The 17971-nt window shown below is 69.8% G+C and carries 11 protein-coding genes; 2 read left to right on the top strand and 9 right to left on the bottom strand.

The annotated features are described in order from the left end of the window. Window positions 1-3: 3 nt before the first annotated feature. Window positions 4-2940: a non-ribosomal peptide synthetase gene (locus tag QSK34_RS28425; RefSeq protein WP_285588392.1), complete on the bottom strand. Its 2937-nt coding sequence runs from the start codon at window positions 2938-2940 to the stop codon at window positions 4-6. Window positions 2941-3074: 134 nt separating this feature from the next. Here QSK34_RS28425 and QSK34_RS28420 point away from each other — a divergent pair, with 134 nt between their 5' ends. Both QSK34_RS28420 and QSK34_RS28415 read left to right on the top strand, forming a co-directional pair. Next, window positions 3075-6245 (top strand): AMP-binding protein, encoded by a 3171-nt coding sequence (locus QSK34_RS28420; RefSeq protein ID WP_285588390.1) that lies wholly within the window; start codon window positions 3075-3077, stop codon window positions 6243-6245. A gap of 1282 nt (window positions 6246-7527) precedes the next feature. After that, window positions 7528-7749 (top strand): DUF397 domain-containing protein, encoded by a 222-nt coding sequence (locus tag QSK34_RS28415; RefSeq protein ID WP_353051440.1) that lies wholly within the window; start codon window positions 7528-7530, stop codon window positions 7747-7749. Window positions 7750-8153: 404 nt separating this feature from the next. On the opposite strand, the gene QSK34_RS28410 is transcribed toward QSK34_RS28415, so the two are convergent. The 8 genes from QSK34_RS28410 to QSK34_RS28375 form a co-directional block, all read right to left on the bottom strand. After that, a complete protein-coding gene (locus QSK34_RS28410) occupies window positions 8154-8930 on the bottom strand; it encodes an ABC transporter permease (protein WP_285588387.1) in 777 nt (258 codons plus the stop codon). Further along, a complete protein-coding gene (locus tag QSK34_RS28405) occupies window positions 8923-9675 on the bottom strand; it encodes an ABC transporter permease (protein ID WP_285588386.1) in 753 nt (250 codons plus the stop codon). Before QSK34_RS28405 ends, QSK34_RS28410 begins: the two co-directional genes overlap by 8 nt. Window positions 9676-9886: 211 nt before the next feature. Next, window positions 9887-10804 (bottom strand): ABC transporter ATP-binding protein, encoded by a 918-nt coding sequence (locus tag QSK34_RS28400; RefSeq protein WP_285588383.1) that lies wholly within the window; start codon window positions 10802-10804, stop codon window positions 9887-9889. Window positions 10805-10929: 125 nt separating this feature from the next. Further along, entirely contained in the window at window positions 10930-12465 is a 1536-nt protein-coding gene (locus QSK34_RS28395; protein WP_285588381.1) for a glycoside hydrolase family 13 protein, read from the bottom strand. 44 nt (window positions 12466-12509) lie between these two features. Continuing rightward, the gene (locus QSK34_RS28390) at window positions 12510-13484 is read right to left on the bottom strand and encodes a carbohydrate ABC transporter permease (protein WP_285588380.1); all 975 of its coding nucleotides are present in this window, start codon (window positions 13482-13484) and stop codon (window positions 12510-12512) included. 28 nt (window positions 13485-13512) lie between these two features. Beyond that, window positions 13513-14427 carry a carbohydrate ABC transporter permease gene (locus QSK34_RS28385; RefSeq protein WP_030456020.1) on the bottom strand — a complete coding sequence of 305 codons (915 nt, stop codon included), beginning with the start codon at window positions 14425-14427 and terminating at the stop codon, window positions 13513-13515. 62 nt (window positions 14428-14489) lie between these two features. Further along, window positions 14490-15875, bottom strand: coding sequence for an ABC transporter substrate-binding protein (locus QSK34_RS28380; protein WP_285588377.1), 1386 nt, complete (start codon window positions 15873-15875; stop codon window positions 14490-14492). A gap of 481 nt (window positions 15876-16356) precedes the next feature. Next, window positions 16357-17361, bottom strand: a complete 1005-nt coding sequence (locus QSK34_RS28375; RefSeq protein WP_456319073.1) for a LacI family DNA-binding transcriptional regulator — start codon at window positions 17359-17361, stop codon at window positions 16357-16359. Window positions 17362-17971 lie beyond the last annotated feature (610 nt).

Here is a 17971-nt window from a genome sequence, read left to right as displayed (position 1 = left end):
CACTCACAGCAAGGCCCGGCGATCGGCCACGTCGGCGGCGATCCCGGCCACGGTCGGCACGTCGAAGAACACGTAGAACGGCACGTCGACGCCGAGCCGGTCGTGCACGCGCGCGGCGATCCTGGCGATGGTCAGCGAGTGGCCGCCGAGCTCGAACAGGCTCTCGTCGTCGCCGATGTGGTCGAGCCCGAGGACCTCCTCCCAGATCTCCCGCACGACCTCGACCGTCTCGTCGGCGGCGGTCCCGGCTTCGCCCGCGGGAGTCGGGTCGGGCGCGGGCAGCGCCGCCCGGTCGAGTTTGCCGTTGGGAGTCAGCGGCATCCGGTCCAGCGCCACGAACACGCTGGGCACCATGTAGGCGGGCAGCACCCGCGCCGCCTCCCGACGCAGGTCGCCGACGGCGCCGACCGTGTAGGCGACGAGCTCCTCCTCGTGTACGGCCACCGCCGCCTCCTGCGCGTGCCCGAGCAGCACCGCCTCGATCTCCCCGAGCTCGATGCGGTGCCCGCGCACCTTGACCTGGTCGTCGGTCCGGCCGAGGAACTCCAGCCCGCCGTCCCTGACGCGCACCCGGTCGCCGGTCCGGTACATGCGGGCCCCCGGAGAGCCGAACGGGCACGGCAGGAACCGTTCGGCCGTCAGCGCCGGTCTGCCGAGGTAGCCGCGGGCGAGCCCGGCGCCGGTGATGTACAACTCCCCCGGCACCCCGGTCGGCACCGGCCGCAGGTCGTCGTCGAGCACCAGCAGCCCGGTCGCGGCCAGCGGCCCGCCGATCGAGATCCGCGCCGGGTCGGGCGGCACCTCCGAAACGGTCGACCAGATCGTGGTCTCGGTCGGCCCGTAGACGTTGAGCAGCCGAGCCACCCTCGGCCGCAGCCGGGCCGCCAGCGGCAACGGCAGCGCCTCGCCGCCGACCAGTGCGGTGACCGGCGCCTCGAACCCGGCGTCGGCCAGCAGCCGCCAGGTCGAGGGCGTGGCCTGGACGTGGGTGACGCCGTGGGCGGAGATGAGCGCCCGCAGCGCGCCGCCGTCGGCGGCCTGGGCCTCGGTCGCGACGACGACCCGGCCGCCGGTGACCAGCGGCAACCACAGTTCCAGCCCGGAGATGTCGAACGACAACGACGTGACCGCCAGCCACGTGGCCGAGGGGCCCGAACGTGTCTCGTCCCGGATGGACAGCAGCAGGTTCGTCAGCGCGGCGTGCCCGACCTCGACCCCCTTGGGGCGGCCGGTGGACCCGGAGGTGTAGATGACGTAGGCCCGCTCCCCGAGCAGGCCGGACGCCGGTGCGGATTCCTCGCCGCTCGCGGACCCGTCGAGGGCCACTCTGACCGGCCCCGACAGGTCGCTGCCCGCGTCGGCCAGCAGCGCGCTCGCGCCGCTGTCGGCCAGGACGTAGCCGAGCCGTTCGGCCGGGTAGGCCGGGTCGAGCGGCAGGTAGGCCGCGCCCGCCCGCCAGATGCCCAGCACGCCCGCGACCAGCCGCTCCGACCGGGCCGCCGAGATGGCCACGAGGTCGCCGGGACGGACCCCCGCCCGCCTGAGGCGGCCCGCCACCGCGTCGGCCTGCTCGACCAGCTCGCGGTAGGTCAGCCGGTGCTCGCCGACGACCGCGACGGCGTCCGGGGTCCGGGTGGCCTGGGCCGCCACCAGGTCGGGGACGGCGGCCGCCTCCGGGTAGGCCCGGGTGGACCACAGGCCCGCCGGCTCCTCGGCCACCGGCAGCGCGCTCAGCGGCGTCGCCGGTTCGTCGGTGACGTGCCGCAACACGTCGAGCAGGTGGGCGGCGACGCGTTCGGCGTCCGGGCGGGGCATCGACGCGGGCGGGAACTGGAGCATCACGCCGAGCCCGTCGGGGCCCTCGACCAGGTGGAACCGCAGGGCGTTGCGGGCGACGTGGTTGAACTCGACCCACTTCACCTCGGTCCGCAGGCCGGGGAACTCGGGGGGCGCGATGCGCCGCCGGTAGGTGAGGGAGACGGGGGCCAGCGCGATGCCCGGCCGGGTGCCGGGGGCGGCCCGGCCGAGGGGCACCTCGCGCACCCGGTAGAGCTCGCGCAGCCCGGCCCTGACCTGCCGGGCGTGGTCGGCGAACGTCTGGCCGGGCCGGGGGTCCGAGGCGAACGGCAGTTCGTTGACGTGGACGCCGATGCGCTCGGCCGCCCCGGCCTGCCGGGTGCCGAGGTCGAGGGCGGTGACGGGCCGGGCGTTGCCGTACCGGAACAGCAGCGCGTGCACCGAGGCCACGACCAGCTCGAACCGGGTCACCCCCAGCCGGTCGGCGGCCTTCTCCAGGATCGGCTCGGTCAGGAAGAACTCGACCGACTCCCCCGGCTGCACGGCGTCGTCGGGCCGGTCGAGACCGGGCAGCACGACGTCGGGGAACTCGGTCGGCCGCCCCGACCAGTAGGCCCGCGCGGCCGGCAGCCCCTCGGCGACCCGGCGGGCCTCGGCGGCGAGGTCGAACGGCTCCGGCGCGCTCACCGGGACGGCCTGCCCATAGAGGCGGGCCAGGTCGGCGACGAAGACGTCGGTCGACTGGCCGTCGAAGACCAGGTGGTGGGCGACGACCAGCAGTTCGTGCTCGGCCGGGCCGAGCCGGAACAGCGTGATCCGGGTGAGCGGCCCGGCGGCCAGGTCGAAGGGCCGCAGGATCGCCTCCCGCCGCGCCCCGGCTGATCGGCCGGGATCGATCTCGACGATCTCGAAGGGCACCGGCGGCCCTTCGACCTGGTAGGGAGCGCCGGCCTCCTCGCGGACCGCCGCTCGCAGGGCGGGGTGCAGGGTGACCACGCCCGCGCAGGCGTGGCGCAGCGCGTCCACATCGAGATCCCCGGAGAACCGGATCGCGAAAGGCATGTGGTGGACGGCCCCCGCGCCGCCGAGACGTTCGTTGAACCAGATGCCGCTCTGCGGCACCGAAAGTGGTACTCGTGACATTGCCTGCCCCAACGCTTCGCTTATTTCGTGAGTATGACCAGAAATTGCATTCACTTGCTAGATACTTGTGAGGATTCGTCTGGTCTGATTTACTCCCCTTCCGACCGCCTGCTGGACGCGGAAGAGGTGGGCCCATGACCGCGACCCTCCCCCACTTACTTCGAGCGAGGGCCGTCGAACAACCGGACAGAACCGCCCTGATCAGCACAGACGGCAGGGAGCTGACGTTCGGCGAATGGGACGCGGGCGCCGACTCCGGCGCACACGCCCTGCTCGGCAAGGGCTTGCAACGGGGCGACCGGGTCGGTCTGCTCTTCGACAACGATCGATGGGTGGATTTCGCCATCGCCTGCATGGCTGTTTTGCGGGCCGGTGGCGTCGCCGTGCCACTTTCCGCCCGTCAGTCGGCCACCACCCTGCAGGTGATGACCGACGACTGCGCGGCCCGGTGGGTGCTGACCGAGGTCCCGGAGGGGCCGCCGTCGGGCGCGGGGGTGCCCGACGTCGGCCTCTCCCCCGGCGACCCGGCCCAGATCCTCTACACCTCGGGCACGACCGGGACGCCGAAGGGCGTCATGGCCACCCACGCCAACCTGGCCTGGGGCCACTCCGAAAAGCCCCCCTTCCGGGCCTTCGCCCACTCGGAGCACTTCCTGCACGCGTTCCCGATCGGCACCAACGCCGGGCAGATGATGCTGGTCAACACCCTGACGGCCCATCCCGCGGCGGTCGTGGCGGCCCGCTTCGACGCGGACGATTTCTGCGCGCTGATCGAGAAGTTCCGCGCCGGGACGGTGTTCGTGGTGCCCGCGATGGCGACCGAACTGCTCGACTCCGGGGCCTGGCGCGGCCACGACCTGTCGAGCGTGGTCCTGCTGAGCTCCTCGGCCGACGCGCTGCCGCCCCGCGTGGCGGCCGGCCTGCCGGAGGCCTTCCCGAAGGCCACGATCGTCAACTACTACACCTCGACCGAGGCGGTGCCCGCCTCCACGACGATGATCGTCGACCCCCGCCGCCCCGACTCGGTCGGCCGCGCGACCACCCGGGGCGACCTGATGATCGCCGACGAGGACGGCACGCCCGTCGCCCCCGGCGAGGTCGGCGAGGTGTGGCTGCGGGCCCCCGCCGCCCAGCGCACCTACTACGGCGACCCCGGGACCAGCGCGAAGACCTTCAGGAACGGCTGGACCCGGATGGGCGACCTGGGCCGCCTCGACGCCGACGGCTACCTCTACCTGATCGGCCGGGAGAGCGACGTCGTCAAGTCGGGCGGCCTCAAGATCTCCCTCCCACAGGTCGAGACGGCGATCCGCGAACACCCGTCGGTCGCCGACGCGGCCGTCGTCGGCCTGCCGCACGCCACGATGGGCCAGATGATCGCCGCCGCGGTCGTCCGAAAGCCGACACGAGCAGAACGGCCACTCACCGCAGGCGGCAACGGCCAAGAAGAATTCGAATCCGGGGGCACGACTTCGGAGGCACTCCCCCCGGGCGACAACGCCCCGGTAGGAGTCGAAAGCGGCGCCATCCCGGAGTCACTCCCATCCGGCGGCAACAGCCCAGAAGGATCCGGATCCGGCGACAACGTTCCGGGAGCGCTCACATCAGAGGGCGGAGGCCCACAAGCACTCGGATCTGGCGCCACCACTCCGGAGGCGTTCGCGTCCGGCGGCGACGTCCTGACCGCTGACCGGCTGCGTGCCTTTCTTCATCAGCGGCTCGCGCGTAACGAGGTGCCTTCTCGTTACGTCTTCGTCGACGCCTTGCCGCGCAACGAGCTCGGCAAGGTCGTCAAGGCGGAGGTGCGGGCGTTGTTCTCGGTCGCCAAGCCGGCCGGTCGGCCGTTGGAGACCGACGAGGAGCGCGCCCTGGCCCGATTGTGGACCGGGGTGCTCGGGGTGCCCGCGACCAGCGCGGACGACGACTTCTTCGCTCTCGGCGGGGACTCCCTGCGGGCCGCCCAGCTCGCCGCGCGGGTCGCCGAGAGGTTCGGGGTGCCCGTCGAAGGGACGTTCGCCTTCGACCGGCCCGTGCTGGCCCATCAGGCCGGCCAGATCCGCGACGCCGTCGCCACCGCCGCGGGCGACGACCACGTGGTTCTGGCGGACGGCGCCCTCTCCGGAGTGCAGGCCCACTGGTGGCGGTGGATGCACGCCTCCGGAGAGCGGCGTCACATGCCGCCCGTGCACGTCGCGGTGCGGGTCCCGGGCGGACTCGACCTCGACGTGCTCGGCCGGGCGGTGGCGGAGCTCGTCCGGCGGCACGACAGCCTCCGGACCGTCTTCCGCGATCCGGGGGTGGGGCCGGTGCTGGAGACCATGCACGTCCCCGTCGCCGTGCGCCGATGCGCGTCCGCCGAGGAGGCCGCCGCGCTGGCGGCCGAGCGGGTGCGGGCGCCGTTCGACGTCGAGAACGGGCCGCTGCTGCGGGTCGAGGTGATCGAGCTGCCCGAAGGGTGCCTGCTGGTCGTCTCCGTCCACCATCTGGTCTTCGATGGCGGCTCGGCCACGGTGCTGCTGCGCGAGCTCGGCGTCCTCTACTCCGCCTTCCGGCACGGCGCGCCGTCGCCGCTGCCCCCGGCCGTCTCCTATGGCGACGTGGTGGCGTGGGAACGCCTCGAATGGACCCGGCACCGCGCGTGGTGGGAGGCCGCCCTGGAAGGCGCTCCGGCGTCGCTGGAGCGTCTCCCCGGGCGGGCCAGGGACGTCCGGCGCTACCTGGCCGACGCGCATCACTTCGCCGTCCCGGACGTGCAGGAGCCGGCCCGGTCGCGGGGCGCCACGGTGTCGATGACACTGGCGGCGGCCTGGGCGCTGACCCTCGGCGCGTGGGCCCGCGCCCCCGAGCTCGTGCTCGCCACCCCGGTCAGCGGGCGGTCGAAGCCCGGGTTCGAGAACGCGGTCGGCTGCCTGTTCCGGTGGAACCTGATCACCGTCCCGGGAACGGGGGCGCTGCCCGATGTGGTCGACCACGTCCGGCGCGAGTCGCTCGCCGCCGCCGAGCGGCAGTTCCACGACTGGGGCCGCCTGCACGCGGCGGTGCCGTTCCCGGCATACTTCCGGTTCGAGAGCTGGGGGCACCCGGCCCACCTGCCGGGGGTGCCGTCGGAGGAGTTCGCCGTCCCGGCCGGGCCGATCATGGAGTGGACGCTGCCCGACGACGACCCCGACCTGCACCCGCCGGAGATCCTGATCAGCGAGGCGCACGACGGGACGCTGCGCGGCCAGCTCATCTACAACCGGCACGCCTACGAGGCCGCCGCCATCGCCGACCTGGCCGCCGACTTCGTCCGGCGGATCACGTGATCACGGCCGCGGCGCTCCCGGCGCTCCGTCAGTTCCGCTGTCACCATGCCCGCCACGGCGAAAGGCCCCGCGTGCGAACCGCGCCGCCTGCTCTAACGCAATGGGGCTAATGATTCACCACCGTTTCTCCTTCGCCGGAGGGAGCGGGCCAAAGACGAGCGTCGCCGCGGGACTCGAACTTCAGGGAGACCGCCGGCGCGTACCGTCAGGTGGCGGAATCGGCCCGCTGCTTCCGCCACCCAAAACTGTGAACCGAGACGGTGAACAATCAAGGCTTGGGGGCGACTCACCCACCGCGCCACCTCGACATGTACGTCCCCGGGGTTGAGTCCCCACACCCAGGTCCTACGCGACCACCGAGCCCGGCCGTCGCGGTGGGCGCGCCGACGATAACCCATCACCCCAATAGCCGCAGCACGACGCTGAGCCGCCTCATCCAGATCCGTGACATTGGTCAGCTTGGGCCACAAAGCATGTCCGTAACCAATACGCAGAAGACCCGAAGGAAACGACTCGACGAAGAACCGCCACCCCGACAACGTAACCTCGTTGCGCATGCCGACTCCTTCGATCAGTTGCCTGCTTGCACTGCCGGGGGGAATACCCATACAGGGTCAACCGAGGTCCTTATCGTAGGCAACCCAGGTCGGCGAAGAGGACCGGCACACTGTCCAGTCCCAGCGCCTCCATTTGTCTAGTCCCGGCCGCATCGCCGAATTGTTCTTATAGATGTCTAGGCCCAGACGGCCGCGCGGACGGCAGAACGCCGCCCATTCCGGCCACCAGCACATGGCCCAAAGCCATACTGACTCCATGGACTACAACGCCCGCAGAGCCGACCTACCCGGGCATGTGATCAGAATCGTCCACCTTCAAGAGCTCCACATATTCGATCCCGAACGACTCATCGCGGCAGCCAGGGAAGCGGGATGGCGGCCAACACCCGACAGACCGGACCGCCCCAAAGAGGACCCGACAGAAGACCTCCAAGGAGCCGCTTCCTATCTCGCATACCTGCACCCCCCGATCCCTGGTACGGAACGCCTCGCCCAGCAACAGACAGCATGGCTACTGCGTGAGGGAGACGAGGTGATCGACTGGAGCGAACACCCCATCACAGCCGAGTTCGCAAACGGCCGACTCCTCCAAGGAGAAACCCCCGGCCCCCTCTCGCCACGACGACCAGAGCGCCCGGGAACATGATGGCGCCACCCTTTCCGCAGCTGCACGGGATCAACGGGACCGCCACGGGTTGCCGAACACATCCGCCCCGGCCGGACCAATGGACGCACCAGACCTGATGGGCGCAGAGCTCTCTGGGGCCGTCTGGCGAAAGAGCTCCCGCAGCGGCAACAACGGCGGAGACTGCGTCGAAGTCGCGGACAACCTTCCTGGAATCATCGCGGTCCGCGACAGCAAGAACCCTCACGGACCAGCGCTCGTCTTCATCCCAAGTGAATGGTCGGCATTCCTCGGTGGCGTCAAAGACGGCGAATTCGGCTGACTCATAGGTGCCATGCGCAGGCGGATCCGTCTCTCATAGGCACGAGTAGGAGCGCTGCACCCGCCGCTCGATTGTCCGGTCGGCCGGTTCTGTCAGGGACGGTCCTGCACGCGGGGCAACCAGTCATCCTGGAAGGTCACCGGCAACGTACACGCGAGTCCATCCTTGACTGACCTCCGCCTGATAGACCAGAAGAGGGCAGCAAGCGGGAGTGGCACACGCGCCGAAGCCACCCGGAGACGCCGAGCAAGACCCCTCTGCGAGCGCGCTGCCGGACTCTCCCCACTGGACGATGCGCCAGGTCACGCTTAGGCCGCACTTGAAGCGGCCTACATGTCCAGGTCAGAAGGACCGTTAGGTCACTCTAAGAAGGTCTGTTTGTCCAGACGTCGGCGGCCCCGGCGTCACCTGGCCATCAGGGTGGCCCAGCGTGACTGGGCCACCGCCGCCATCACGCCGCCGAACACGAGCAGGTAGGCCGCGTTCAGCAGCAGCCCAGGACCCAGCTCGCCCAGCGCCAGCCCCCGGGAGAGCTCGATCGCGTGGTACAGCGGGAGCGCTTCCACCAGCGCCCGCACCCACTCGGTGTAGACGGTGACGGGATAGAAGGTCGTCGCGAACAGGAACATGGGCAGCATCACGAGCTGGACGTACTGGAAGCTGTGCCAGCCCCGGGCGTAGCCCGCCGCCGCCAGGCCGAACGCGCCGAAGGCGAACGCGGTCAGCAGGCCCGCCGGGACCGCCAGCACCGCCCACGGCGACCTGACCAGGCCGAAGGCCGCGATCACGGCAAGGAAGCCGACGCCGGTGACCAGCGCGCGGGCCGCCGCCCAGAGGAGCTCCCCGGCGACCATGCCGCGCACGGTGATCGGGGTGACCAGCAGCGAGTGGTAGTAGCGGTCGAATTTGAGCTTGCCGTAGACCGTGTTGGTGGTCTCTTCCAGGGCGCTGTTCATCATGGCCGCGGCCAGCAGGGCGGGGGCGACGAAGGCGGCGTACGGGACGTCGATGCCCGGGACGTCGCCGACGAGCGCTCCCACGCCGACGCCCATCGCCAGGAGGTAGAGGACCGGCTCGTACACGGAGAACAGGGCCATCGTCCACGGGGTGCCGCCCTTGTGCACCCACACGTTGCGCAGCACGACCAGGTGGGCGCCGCCGGCGGCCGGGAGCCTAGACATGGAGCACCTTCCGGAAGGTGACCCGCCCGACCAGGACGCCGACGGCCCCCAGCACGCCCAGGTAGGCGATGTGCAGCAGGGTCATGCCGGGGGTGGCGGTGCCGAGGGCCAGGGAGCGGCAGAGGTCGGCGCCGTGCCAGAGCGGGAGGGCGTACATGATCGTCTGTAGGGCGGCGGGCAGTTGTCCGACGGAGAAGAACGTGCCGGAGAACAAGTACATCGGCATGACCACGAACCGGAACACCGTGTTCAGGCGCGGGAAGTCGGTCACCGTCACCGCCCAGGCGGCCACCGCCGCCGCCGGCGCGACACCGGTCAGGGTGGCGGCCAGCAGGAGGGCCAGCGCCGTGCCGGCCGAGGAGACGAGCCCGAAGAGGGCCATCACGACCACGAAGGCGAGCGCTCCCACGAACACCCGCAGCGCGACGAACAGCAGATGCCCGCCCATCACCTCGCCCGGCGACAGCGGCGTCGCGACGGCGGTCTGGTAGACCCGCTCCCGCCCCCGTGCCGACGCCACCCCGAACCCCGCGTCGATGAACGCGTTCTGGAACGCCGCCGCGGCCAGCATCCCGGGCGCGAAGAACTGCAGATAGGACACACCTTCGACGTCGCCCTGCACCAGCGACCCGAGGCCGGCCCCGATGGCCAGCAGGAACAACAGCGGGTTCGCCACCGAGACGACGACGGTGCCCTGCCAGGTCCGGCGATAGCGGAACAGCCAATAGGCCAAGGCCCGGATCACCGGCTCACCCCCGGCCTGTACACGAGCCCGGCCATCAGCCGACCACCGATCCGGCCGTGAGGCCCGCGAAGCCGCCAATTCGCCCACCCGGCCCCATGCTTGAACCCGGCCATCAGCCGACCACCGATCCGACCGTGAGCCCCGCGAAGCCGCCCATTTGCACGACCGGTCATCGGCCGACCGCCGAGCCGCTCATTCGGCCACCCCGTCATCAGTCGGTCAGCGATCGGCCGGTGAGGCGGAGGAAGACGTCCTCCAGCGTGGCTCGGCGGACCAGGGCGGTCAGGGGGCGCAGGCCCAGTTCGGTCGCGCGGGTCAGGACGGCGTCGCCGTCGTCGGCGTAGCAGAGGAGGCGGTCGGGGAGGATCTCCACGTCGCCGCCCAGTTTCTCGGCGGCCTGTTCCTGCTCCCCGGGTGGGAAGCGCAGTTCCAGGACCTCACGGGTCACGTGGCGGTCGATCAGCTCGCGCGGGGTGCCCTCGTCGGCGATCAGGCCCTTGTCCATGATGACCAGGCGGTCGCAGAGCTGCTCGGCCTCGTCCATGTAGTGGGTGGTGAGGATGAGGGTGACGCCGGCGCTCTTCAGGCGGAACAGGCGGTCCCACAGGATGTGCCGGGCCTGGGGGTCGAGGCCGGTGGTCGGCTCGTCGAGCAGCAGGATCTCGGGGTCGTTGACCAGGGAGCGGGCGATCGTGAGGCGGCGCCGCATGCCGCCGGAGAGGTGTTCGACCCGCTCCCCCGCCTTGTCGGCGAGCTGGGCGAACTCCAGCAGTTCGGTGCTCTTGGCCCGCATGTGCTTCAGGGAGAGGCCGAAGTAGAGGCCGTACACGATCAGGTTCTCGCGGACCGTCAGTTGCAGGTCGAGCGCGTCGTCCTGCGGGACCACGCCGAGCCGGGCCCGTAACGCCCGGCCGTGGGTGACGGGGTCCTCGCCGAGGATGCGCAGGCTGCCGCCGCTGGGCTGCGACACGCACGCCAGCATCCGCATCGTCGACGACTTGCCGGCCCCGTTCGGCCCGAGGAAGCCGAAGGCCTCCCCGCGTTCGACCCGGAACCCGATCCCCGCGACGGCGGTGAAGTCGGTCCCGGGGTATCGCTTCGCCAGCCTTTCGGCCTCGATCAGTGCCATGTTCAAGACCCCCGTTGGCGCGGGCCCGTGACCGGTCTATTTGGGCAGATTCAGAGCGCGAGACACGGCCGGCCTTCGGCCGACCGCATCTCGCCCTTCCCACGAGCGGTCACGGGCCCGAGTTCTCAGCGCAGCCAGACGGCTGTGTCGGAGGGCAGTTCGTCGCCCTCCAGCGGACCGCTGGCCAGCAGCACCTCGGTGTGCGGGGGCAGCGGCGCGGGCTCGGAGCCCAGGTTCACGACGCAGACCAGGCCCGACTCCCGCTGGAAGGCGAGCACGTCGTCGCGCGACTCGCACCAGGTCAGGGTGCCGTCGCCGAGCAGTTCGCGGCGCAGCCTGAGGCCGGAACGGTAGAGGCTCAGCATCGAGCCGAGGTCCTCGCTCTGCGCCTCGACGGTCAGCTTGTTCCAGTCGGCGGGCTGGGGGAGCCACGGCTCGCCGGCGCCGAACCCGAACGGCTTCTCCTGGCCCGACCACGGCAGCGGCACCCGGCAGCCGTCACGCCCGGGCACGGTGTAGCCCGAACGCACCCACATCGGGTCCTGGCGCAGCTCGCCGGGGATGTCGTCGACCTCCGGCAGGCCCAGCTCCTCGCCCTGGTAGACGTACACGCCACCGGGCAGGGCCATGGCCAGCAGCGCCGCCGCCCTGGCCCGGCGGTAGCCGAGCTCCAGGTCCGACGGGAAGCCGTCACGGCGGGCGCCGTGGTCCCATGAGGTGATCTCGCGGCCGTAGCGGGTCACCACGCGGGTCACGTCGTGGTTCGAGAGCACCCACGTGGCCGGGGCGCCCAGCGGGGCGTGGGTCTCCAGCGTGGTCGTGATGGAGTTCCGCAGTGCCTGCGGCTCCCAGGGGGCGGCCAGGAAGTCGAAGTTGAACGCGGTGTGCAGCTCGTCGGGGCGCAGGTAGCGGGCGAACCGCTCCTGGTCGGGGAACCAGACCTCGCCGATGAAGATCCGGTCGGTGTACTCGGTGTCGGCCAGCCGCCGCCAGCTCCGGTACACGTCGTGCACCTCGGGCAGGTCGGTGTAGCCGTCGGGGTCGCCGCCCTCGAAGTTCTTGACCAGCACGGCCGCCGAGTCGATCCGGATGCCGTCGACGCCGCGGTCGAACCAGAACCGCAGGACGTCGTGGAACTCCTGGTGGACCTCCGGGTTGGTCCAGTTGAAGTCGGGCTGCTCGGGCGCGAACAGGTGCAGGTACCACTGGCCGTCGGGCACCTGGGTCCAGGCCGGGCCGCCGAAGATCGACTTCCAGTCGCCGGGCTCGTCGCGGAACCAGAAACGTTCCCGCTCCGGTGAGCCGGGCCCGGCCGCCAGCGCCGCCTTGAACCATTCGCTCTGGTCGGAGTGGTGGTTCGGGACGACGTCGATGATCACCTTGATGCCCAGCTCGTGGGCCTCCTCGATGAACCTCTCGGCCTCCTCCAGGTCACCGAACGACGGCTCGATGGCCCGGTAGTCGGCCACGTCGTAGCCGCCGTCCGCCATCGGCGACGGATACCAGGGATTCAGCCAGACGGCGTTGATCCCGAGGTCGGCCAGGTAGGCCAGGCGGCTGCGCAGACCGGCGAGGTCGCCGATGCCGTCGCCGTTTCCATCGGCGAAGCTGCGCAGGTAGACCTGGTAGATCGCGGCCCCCCGCCACCACGTTTCGGGCATGCTGGAACAACTCCTTAGGCTTTATTGGAGAGTGGGCGGCAGGGTCAGCCTTTTAGGCTTCCCGCCGTCAGACCGGCCATGATGCTGCGCTGGAACACCAGGAACACCAGGATCGCCGGGATGCTCGCGATGACGAGAGCCGCGATCAGGACGTTCTGCGGCATCTGGGCAGACAGGGAGGAGATGCCGACGCTGATCGACATCTTCTCGCTGTCCGGCAGGACCAGCAGCGGCCAGACGAAGTCCTTCCAGACGTTGACCACCGCCAGGATGGAGACCACCCCGAGGATCGGCCGGGACACCGGAAGGACCACCGACCAGAGGATACGCATCGGCGACGCGCCGTCGATCTGGGCGGCTTCGAGCAGCTCACGCGGGATCGAGTCGAAGAACCGCTTGAGCAGGAAGATGAAGAACCCGTTGGCCGCCGCGGGCAGCCAGATGGCCCACGGGGTGTTCAGCAGGTTCCACCCGAATATCGGCAGCTCCACCACGCTCAGGTACGCGGGCAGCAGGATCACCATCGGCGGGATCATCAGCGTCGACAGGACCAGCGCCAGGACCACCTTGCCGAACACCGGCCGCAGCTTCGACAGCGCGTAGGCCGCCGCCACGTCGAAGGTCAGCGTGAAGAACCAGGCGCCGGCGGCGTAGATCAGGGTGTTCTTCAGGAACGTGCCGAGGTCGAGCAGCTCCCACGCCTCGGCGTACACCGAGAAGTTCAGTTCCTTCGGGAAGAAGCTCGGCGGCACCGCGACGAGTTCATCGGGCGACTTCATCGCGCCGGTGACCATCCAGTACAGCGGGAACACGAAGGCAAGCGTGAACCCGGTGATGACGAACGTCAGGACGGTCCAGTAGATGATCTTGCCGCGCCGGGTGGTCAAGGTGTGGGGCGACACCAGGCCGCGGAACTGCTGCGGCCGTTCCTTCGTCTTCCGGCGCCGCCGCGTGTGCTTCGGCGGGGGCGGGGTGTCCTTCACGGCCCGGACGGGCCGCTGGACGGTGCTCTGCGACATCGGTGTTCCTCCTCTCTGCCGGTCTCGGCTAGGTACGGTCGCGCGAGACGCGCAGGTAGAAGGCGGAGAAGACGATGAGGACGAGCATCAGCATCAGCCCGAGGGCGCCGCCGCCGCCGAAGTTCCCGAAGCTGAAGGCGTACTGGTACATCAGGTAGGCCACGGTCACGGTCGCGTTCTCGGGGCCGCCGCCGGTCAGCAGGAAGGGCTCGATGAAGACCTGCATGGTCGCCACGATCTGGAGCAGCAGCATGACCAGCAGGATCAGCCGCGTCTGCGGGATCGTGATGTGCCACACGCGCTTGAACAGGCCCGCGCCGTCGAGCTCGGCCGCCTCGTACAACTCGCTGGGGATGCTCTGGAGGGCCGCGAGGTAGATCAGCGTGCCGGTCCCGAGGTTCATCCAGGTGGAGACGATGACGAGCGAGGGCAGGGCGGTCGTGGTCGAGTCGAGCCAGCTCAGCGGGGGGATGCCGACCACGCCGAGGGCCTGGTTGAACAGGCCGGCGCCCGGGTCGTAGAACCACTTGAACAGCAGCACCGCCACGGCGGGCGGCAGCATGACCGGCAGGTAGACGATCAGGCGGAGGTAGCCCTGGGCGTGCCGGAGTTCGTTCAGGACGACCGCGAACACGAACGGCACGATGTAGCCGAAGACCAGCGCCAGCAGGGTGAAGATCGCGGTGTTGACCCAGGCGGAGATGAAGGCCGGGTCGTCCAGGACGGTGCGGAAGTTCTCCAGGCCGACCCACTCCGTCGAGTTCACGAAGTTGGTCTTCTGGAAGGACAGGATGAACTCCCGGACCATCGGGATCCAGGAGAAGAACGCGAAGCAGATCAGCGCCCCGGAGAGGAAGCCGTAGGCCGTGAGGTTCCGGCTGACCGCGCGCCGCAGGGCCCCTGGGGGTTGCCGCCGGGCGCCCTTCGCGGAGAGTGTCGTCATCGGTTTGCGCTCGCAATCTCAAAGTGGGGGCCGGCCCCGTAGACCGGCCCCCGAACTTCAGGTCAGCCCGCTGCCAGCAGCTTGTTGACCTTCTCCTCCGCGTCCGCCAGCAACTCGTCGATGTTGGCGTCCTTGCGCGTCAGGACCGCCGACATCGGGGTGTCGAGGATGGCGTAGATCTCCTGGGCCTTCGGCGGCTCCAGCTTGAAGGTCACCGACTTGGTGCCCTCGACGTAGGGGGCGAAGTGCTCGGTCGGGACGTTCGCGTTGGCCTCGCGGTCGGCCTGGATCTGGGCGCCGGGGGCGGCGCTGCCGTACAGGTCGGTGAGGGGCAGGCCGGTGGGGAGACCGTCGGCCTTGTTGCGGGCGTAGTCGAACTGGCCCTGGCCCGGGGTGAGGAACTTGAACTCCAGCCACTTCAGACCGGCCTTGATCTGGTCGGGGGTGGCCTTCGCGTTGAACATGTAGCCGTCGCCGCCGGACAGCGACTGGGTCGACTCGGGCACGGCGGTCACGCCGTAGTCCTCGAACTTGCCCTTGAAGTCGTTGTTGACGGCCTGGACGACGTCGGGGGCGCCGATCATCATGCCGAGCTTGCCGGAGCCCATCAGCCGCATCAGGTCTTCCCAGCGGTGCAGCTGCTTGGTGCCCATGCTGTTGTCGTCCCACCGCATCTTGCGGAGGTTCTCCAGCACGGCCTTGCCCTCGGCGCTGTTGAAGGTGGCCGTCTTGCCGTCGTCGCTCACGATCGAGCCGCCGCGGGCGTAGATCGACGAGGTGAAGTGCCAGCCGCCGGTGTTGCCGGCGGAGTACTCGCCGAAGCCGACGTAGCCGGCGCCGAGCCCGGCGATCTTCTTGGCGGCGTCCTGGACCTCGGCCCAGGTCTTGGGCGGCATGTCCGGGTTGAGGCCCGCCTGGGTGAACAGCGCGCGGTTGTAGACCAGGCCGGTGGCGTAGTTGGTGCGCGGCACGCCGTAGGTCTTGCCGCCCGACTCGAAGACGCCCTTCACGTCGGGGCGGATCTCCGCGAAGTGGGGGGCCTCGCTCAGGTAGGGCGTGATGTCGGCGGCCTGGCCGGCCCCGATGATGCGGGCGGCGTCGGTGTAGTAGACGTAGAACAGGTCTTCCATCTGGCCGCCGGCGAGCTTGGCCTGGAAGGTCTCAGGAACGATGCAGGGGAACGCGTCCTTGCTCTCGATCGTGATGTAGGGGAACTTCGCCTGGAACGCGGTGACGTCCGCGTCCCACTGCGCGCGCTCCTTCGGGTTCGTCTTCGGCGGCTGGCAGCCGACGCTGATCGTCACGGGGGCGTTCTCGGCGGCGGCCGGGGCCGAACCACCGGCAGAGGGGTTCGCGGCCGGGGCCGGGGTCTCCTCCGTGCCACACGCCGCAGCGGCGAGGGTGAGCCCCGCCACGGCCAGCAACGTCGCGATTTTACGGGATTGCATCAATGATTCCCTCCTGCCGTGGCCAACCACGACACCTTGAGAGCACCTGTCCGTCTGGCAAGTTCCGGAACGAGCCCCCCGAAGGCCCGATCGATGAAGGTGGAGTTACGAGTCCGCTTCGTGTTACCGGTTGCGAGAAACATACAGAGACGAACAAGGCCTAGCAAGAGTCATGTACTCAAGATGCAAAAAAGTGACAGTGCGACGCAGCGAACACCCTCGAAACAAGAACCCGCAGGTCACAGAGATGACCTGCCTCGATGGTCGCTCCCGGCGCGCTGTCATGCTTGAGATGGCACCTGACAGGGTCGTGACCGTTCCAGTCAAACACCGGGGAACGGCCGCAAACAAGCTCCTGTCAGCACGCACGGAGTCGACGACCAGATGAACCGGAACGACGCGGCTTTCGCCACACGGGCATGCAAAAGCCCCGCGCTTCCGAGGAAGGGCGGGGCTTCGGGCTGTGGGGGTGTTGCGAACGTCAGACCGCGACTCCGACGCCGACACCGATCTTGGCGGGGCCGGTGGAGCCCCGGACGACGAGCTCCGGTTCGTAGAGGAGCTCCTCCGCCGTGACCGGGGTTCCGTCGATCTGGTTCACCAGCAGCGTGACGGCGGCGCGGCCGATCGCCTCGATCGGCTGGCGGACCGTGGTCAGCGGCGGGTTGGTGCAGTTCATGAAGTTCGAGTCGTCGAACCCGACCACCGAGACGTCTTCGGGCACCGACATGCCCATCCGGCGGACGGCCCGGATCGCTCCAAGCGCCAGCGGGTCGGAGGCGCAGATGATGCCGGTGACGCCGAGCCGGATCAGCCGGTTGGTCACGGCCTGGCCGCCTTCGAGCGAGAACATGGCGTGCTCGACCGCGACGTCGGCGAGGCCGGCCTTCTCGGCGGCGGCGTTGATCGCCGCCAGCTTGCGGCGGGAGGGGATGTGGTCGTCGGGGCCCAGCACTATGCCCAGCCGTTCGTGGCCGAGCGAGACCAGGTGGCTGAAGGCCTGTTCCACCGCGACCGCGTCGTCGGTGGACACGCGCGGGAAGTCGAGGTTGTCGCTCGCCGCGTTCACCAGCACGACCGGCAGGCCGATGTCGAGCAGCCGGAGGTAGTGCTCGTGGGGGGCGTCGGCCTCCATGTAGTGGCCGCCCGCGAAGACCACCCCGGAGACCTGCTGCTCCAGGAGCATCTCGACGTAGTCGGCCTCGGAGAGCCCGCCCGCCGTGCGGGTGCAGAGCACGGGGGTGAAGCCGCGCTGCGCCAGGGCGCCGCCGACGACCTCGGCCAGGGCCGGGAATATGGGGTTGCCGAGTTCGGGCAGGACCAGGCCGACCAAGCGGGCGCGCTCCCCCCGGAGCTGCGTCGGGCGCTCGTAGCCGAGGACGTCAAGGGCGGTCAGCACGGCCGCGCGGGTCGCGTCGGAGACGCCCGGCTTGCCGTTCAGCACGCGGCTGACGGTCGCCTCGCTGACTCCGACTTTCTTCGCCACTTCTGCAAGTCGACGTGTCACAGCGCAAATCATACGCCCAGAGAACGCAACCTGCTTGCATTCCACCGATGCCAACTCGCCATGAGAGCGTTTTCCACCCATCGGCCCGGGATCATGGAATGCCCACCCGCTGACCAACACTCCAGGTCGTGAGCGGAAAACGATCGTTTGCGAGGAGATACGCGCACTTACGTTTTCCTTACACCGGGGCTGGGACACATGAACGTTACACACCTCCGACCTTTGACCGTCCGGGCGAAAGTTTGCGTACCGGACCTACGGGAGCGCCCAAAAGGCCAGCTCAGTGGCGCTGCCGGAGAGCAAGCACGGGCACGTGGGGCACCCCGGACCCCATGACCGTAGGGGTCAGGTCGTGTCAGACGTCCCCCGACGAGTGCTTTTGCGAAATCAAGTTGAAATATTGCGGACTTCTGTTCGCCATCCTATGGTGTGCTCATCTCGCACCGCCGATCGCGACGGAGGTGGCGAGGCACCCCTCAGGCTCGTTCCGTCCGCCGACCCCCCGGCGGCGGCGCGGGCCCGCACCTGACAGAAGGGTCCGCCGATGCCTGAATCGGTAATCCGATCACGTCGTCTGTCCGCCGCCCTC

This window comes from Herbidospora sp. NBRC 101105, from assembly GCF_030269205.1.
Classification (GTDB): Bacteria; Actinomycetota; Actinomycetes; order Streptosporangiales; family Streptosporangiaceae; genus Herbidospora; species Herbidospora solisilvae.
Note: the sequence above shows the minus strand (reverse complement) of the source record. Positions and strands in the feature narration are given on the sequence as shown.

What these genes read in the sequence shown, in the direction of transcription:
- QSK34_RS28385 (WP_030456020.1), bottom strand. Translation starts at nt 14,427, where the DNA reads ATGACGACACTCTCCGCGAAGGGCGCCCGGCGGCAACCCCCAGGGGCC.
- QSK34_RS28420 (WP_285588390.1), top strand. Translation starts at nt 3,075, where the DNA reads ATGACCGCGACCCTCCCCCACTTACTTCGAGCGAGGGCCGTCGAACAA.
- QSK34_RS28380 (WP_285588377.1), bottom strand. Translation starts at nt 15,875, where the DNA reads ATGCAATCCCGTAAAATCGCGACGTTGCTGGCCGTGGCGGGGCTCACC.
- QSK34_RS28400 (WP_285588383.1), bottom strand. Translation starts at nt 10,804, where the DNA reads ATGGCACTGATCGAGGCCGAAAGGCTGGCGAAGCGATACCCCGGGACC.
- QSK34_RS28395 (WP_285588381.1), bottom strand. Translation starts at nt 12,465, where the DNA reads ATGCCCGAAACGTGGTGGCGGGGGGCCGCGATCTACCAGGTCTACCTG.
- QSK34_RS28390 (WP_285588380.1), bottom strand. Translation starts at nt 13,484, where the DNA reads ATGTCGCAGAGCACCGTCCAGCGGCCCGTCCGGGCCGTGAAGGACACC.
- QSK34_RS28415 (WP_353051440.1), top strand. Translation starts at nt 7,528, where the DNA reads ATGGACGCACCAGACCTGATGGGCGCAGAGCTCTCTGGGGCCGTCTGG.
- QSK34_RS28410 (WP_285588387.1), bottom strand. Translation starts at nt 8,930, where the DNA reads ATGTCTAGGCTCCCGGCCGCCGGCGGCGCCCACCTGGTCGTGCTGCGC.
- QSK34_RS28425 (WP_285588392.1), bottom strand. Translation starts at nt 2,940, where the DNA reads ATGTCACGAGTACCACTTTCGGTGCCGCAGAGCGGCATCTGGTTCAAC.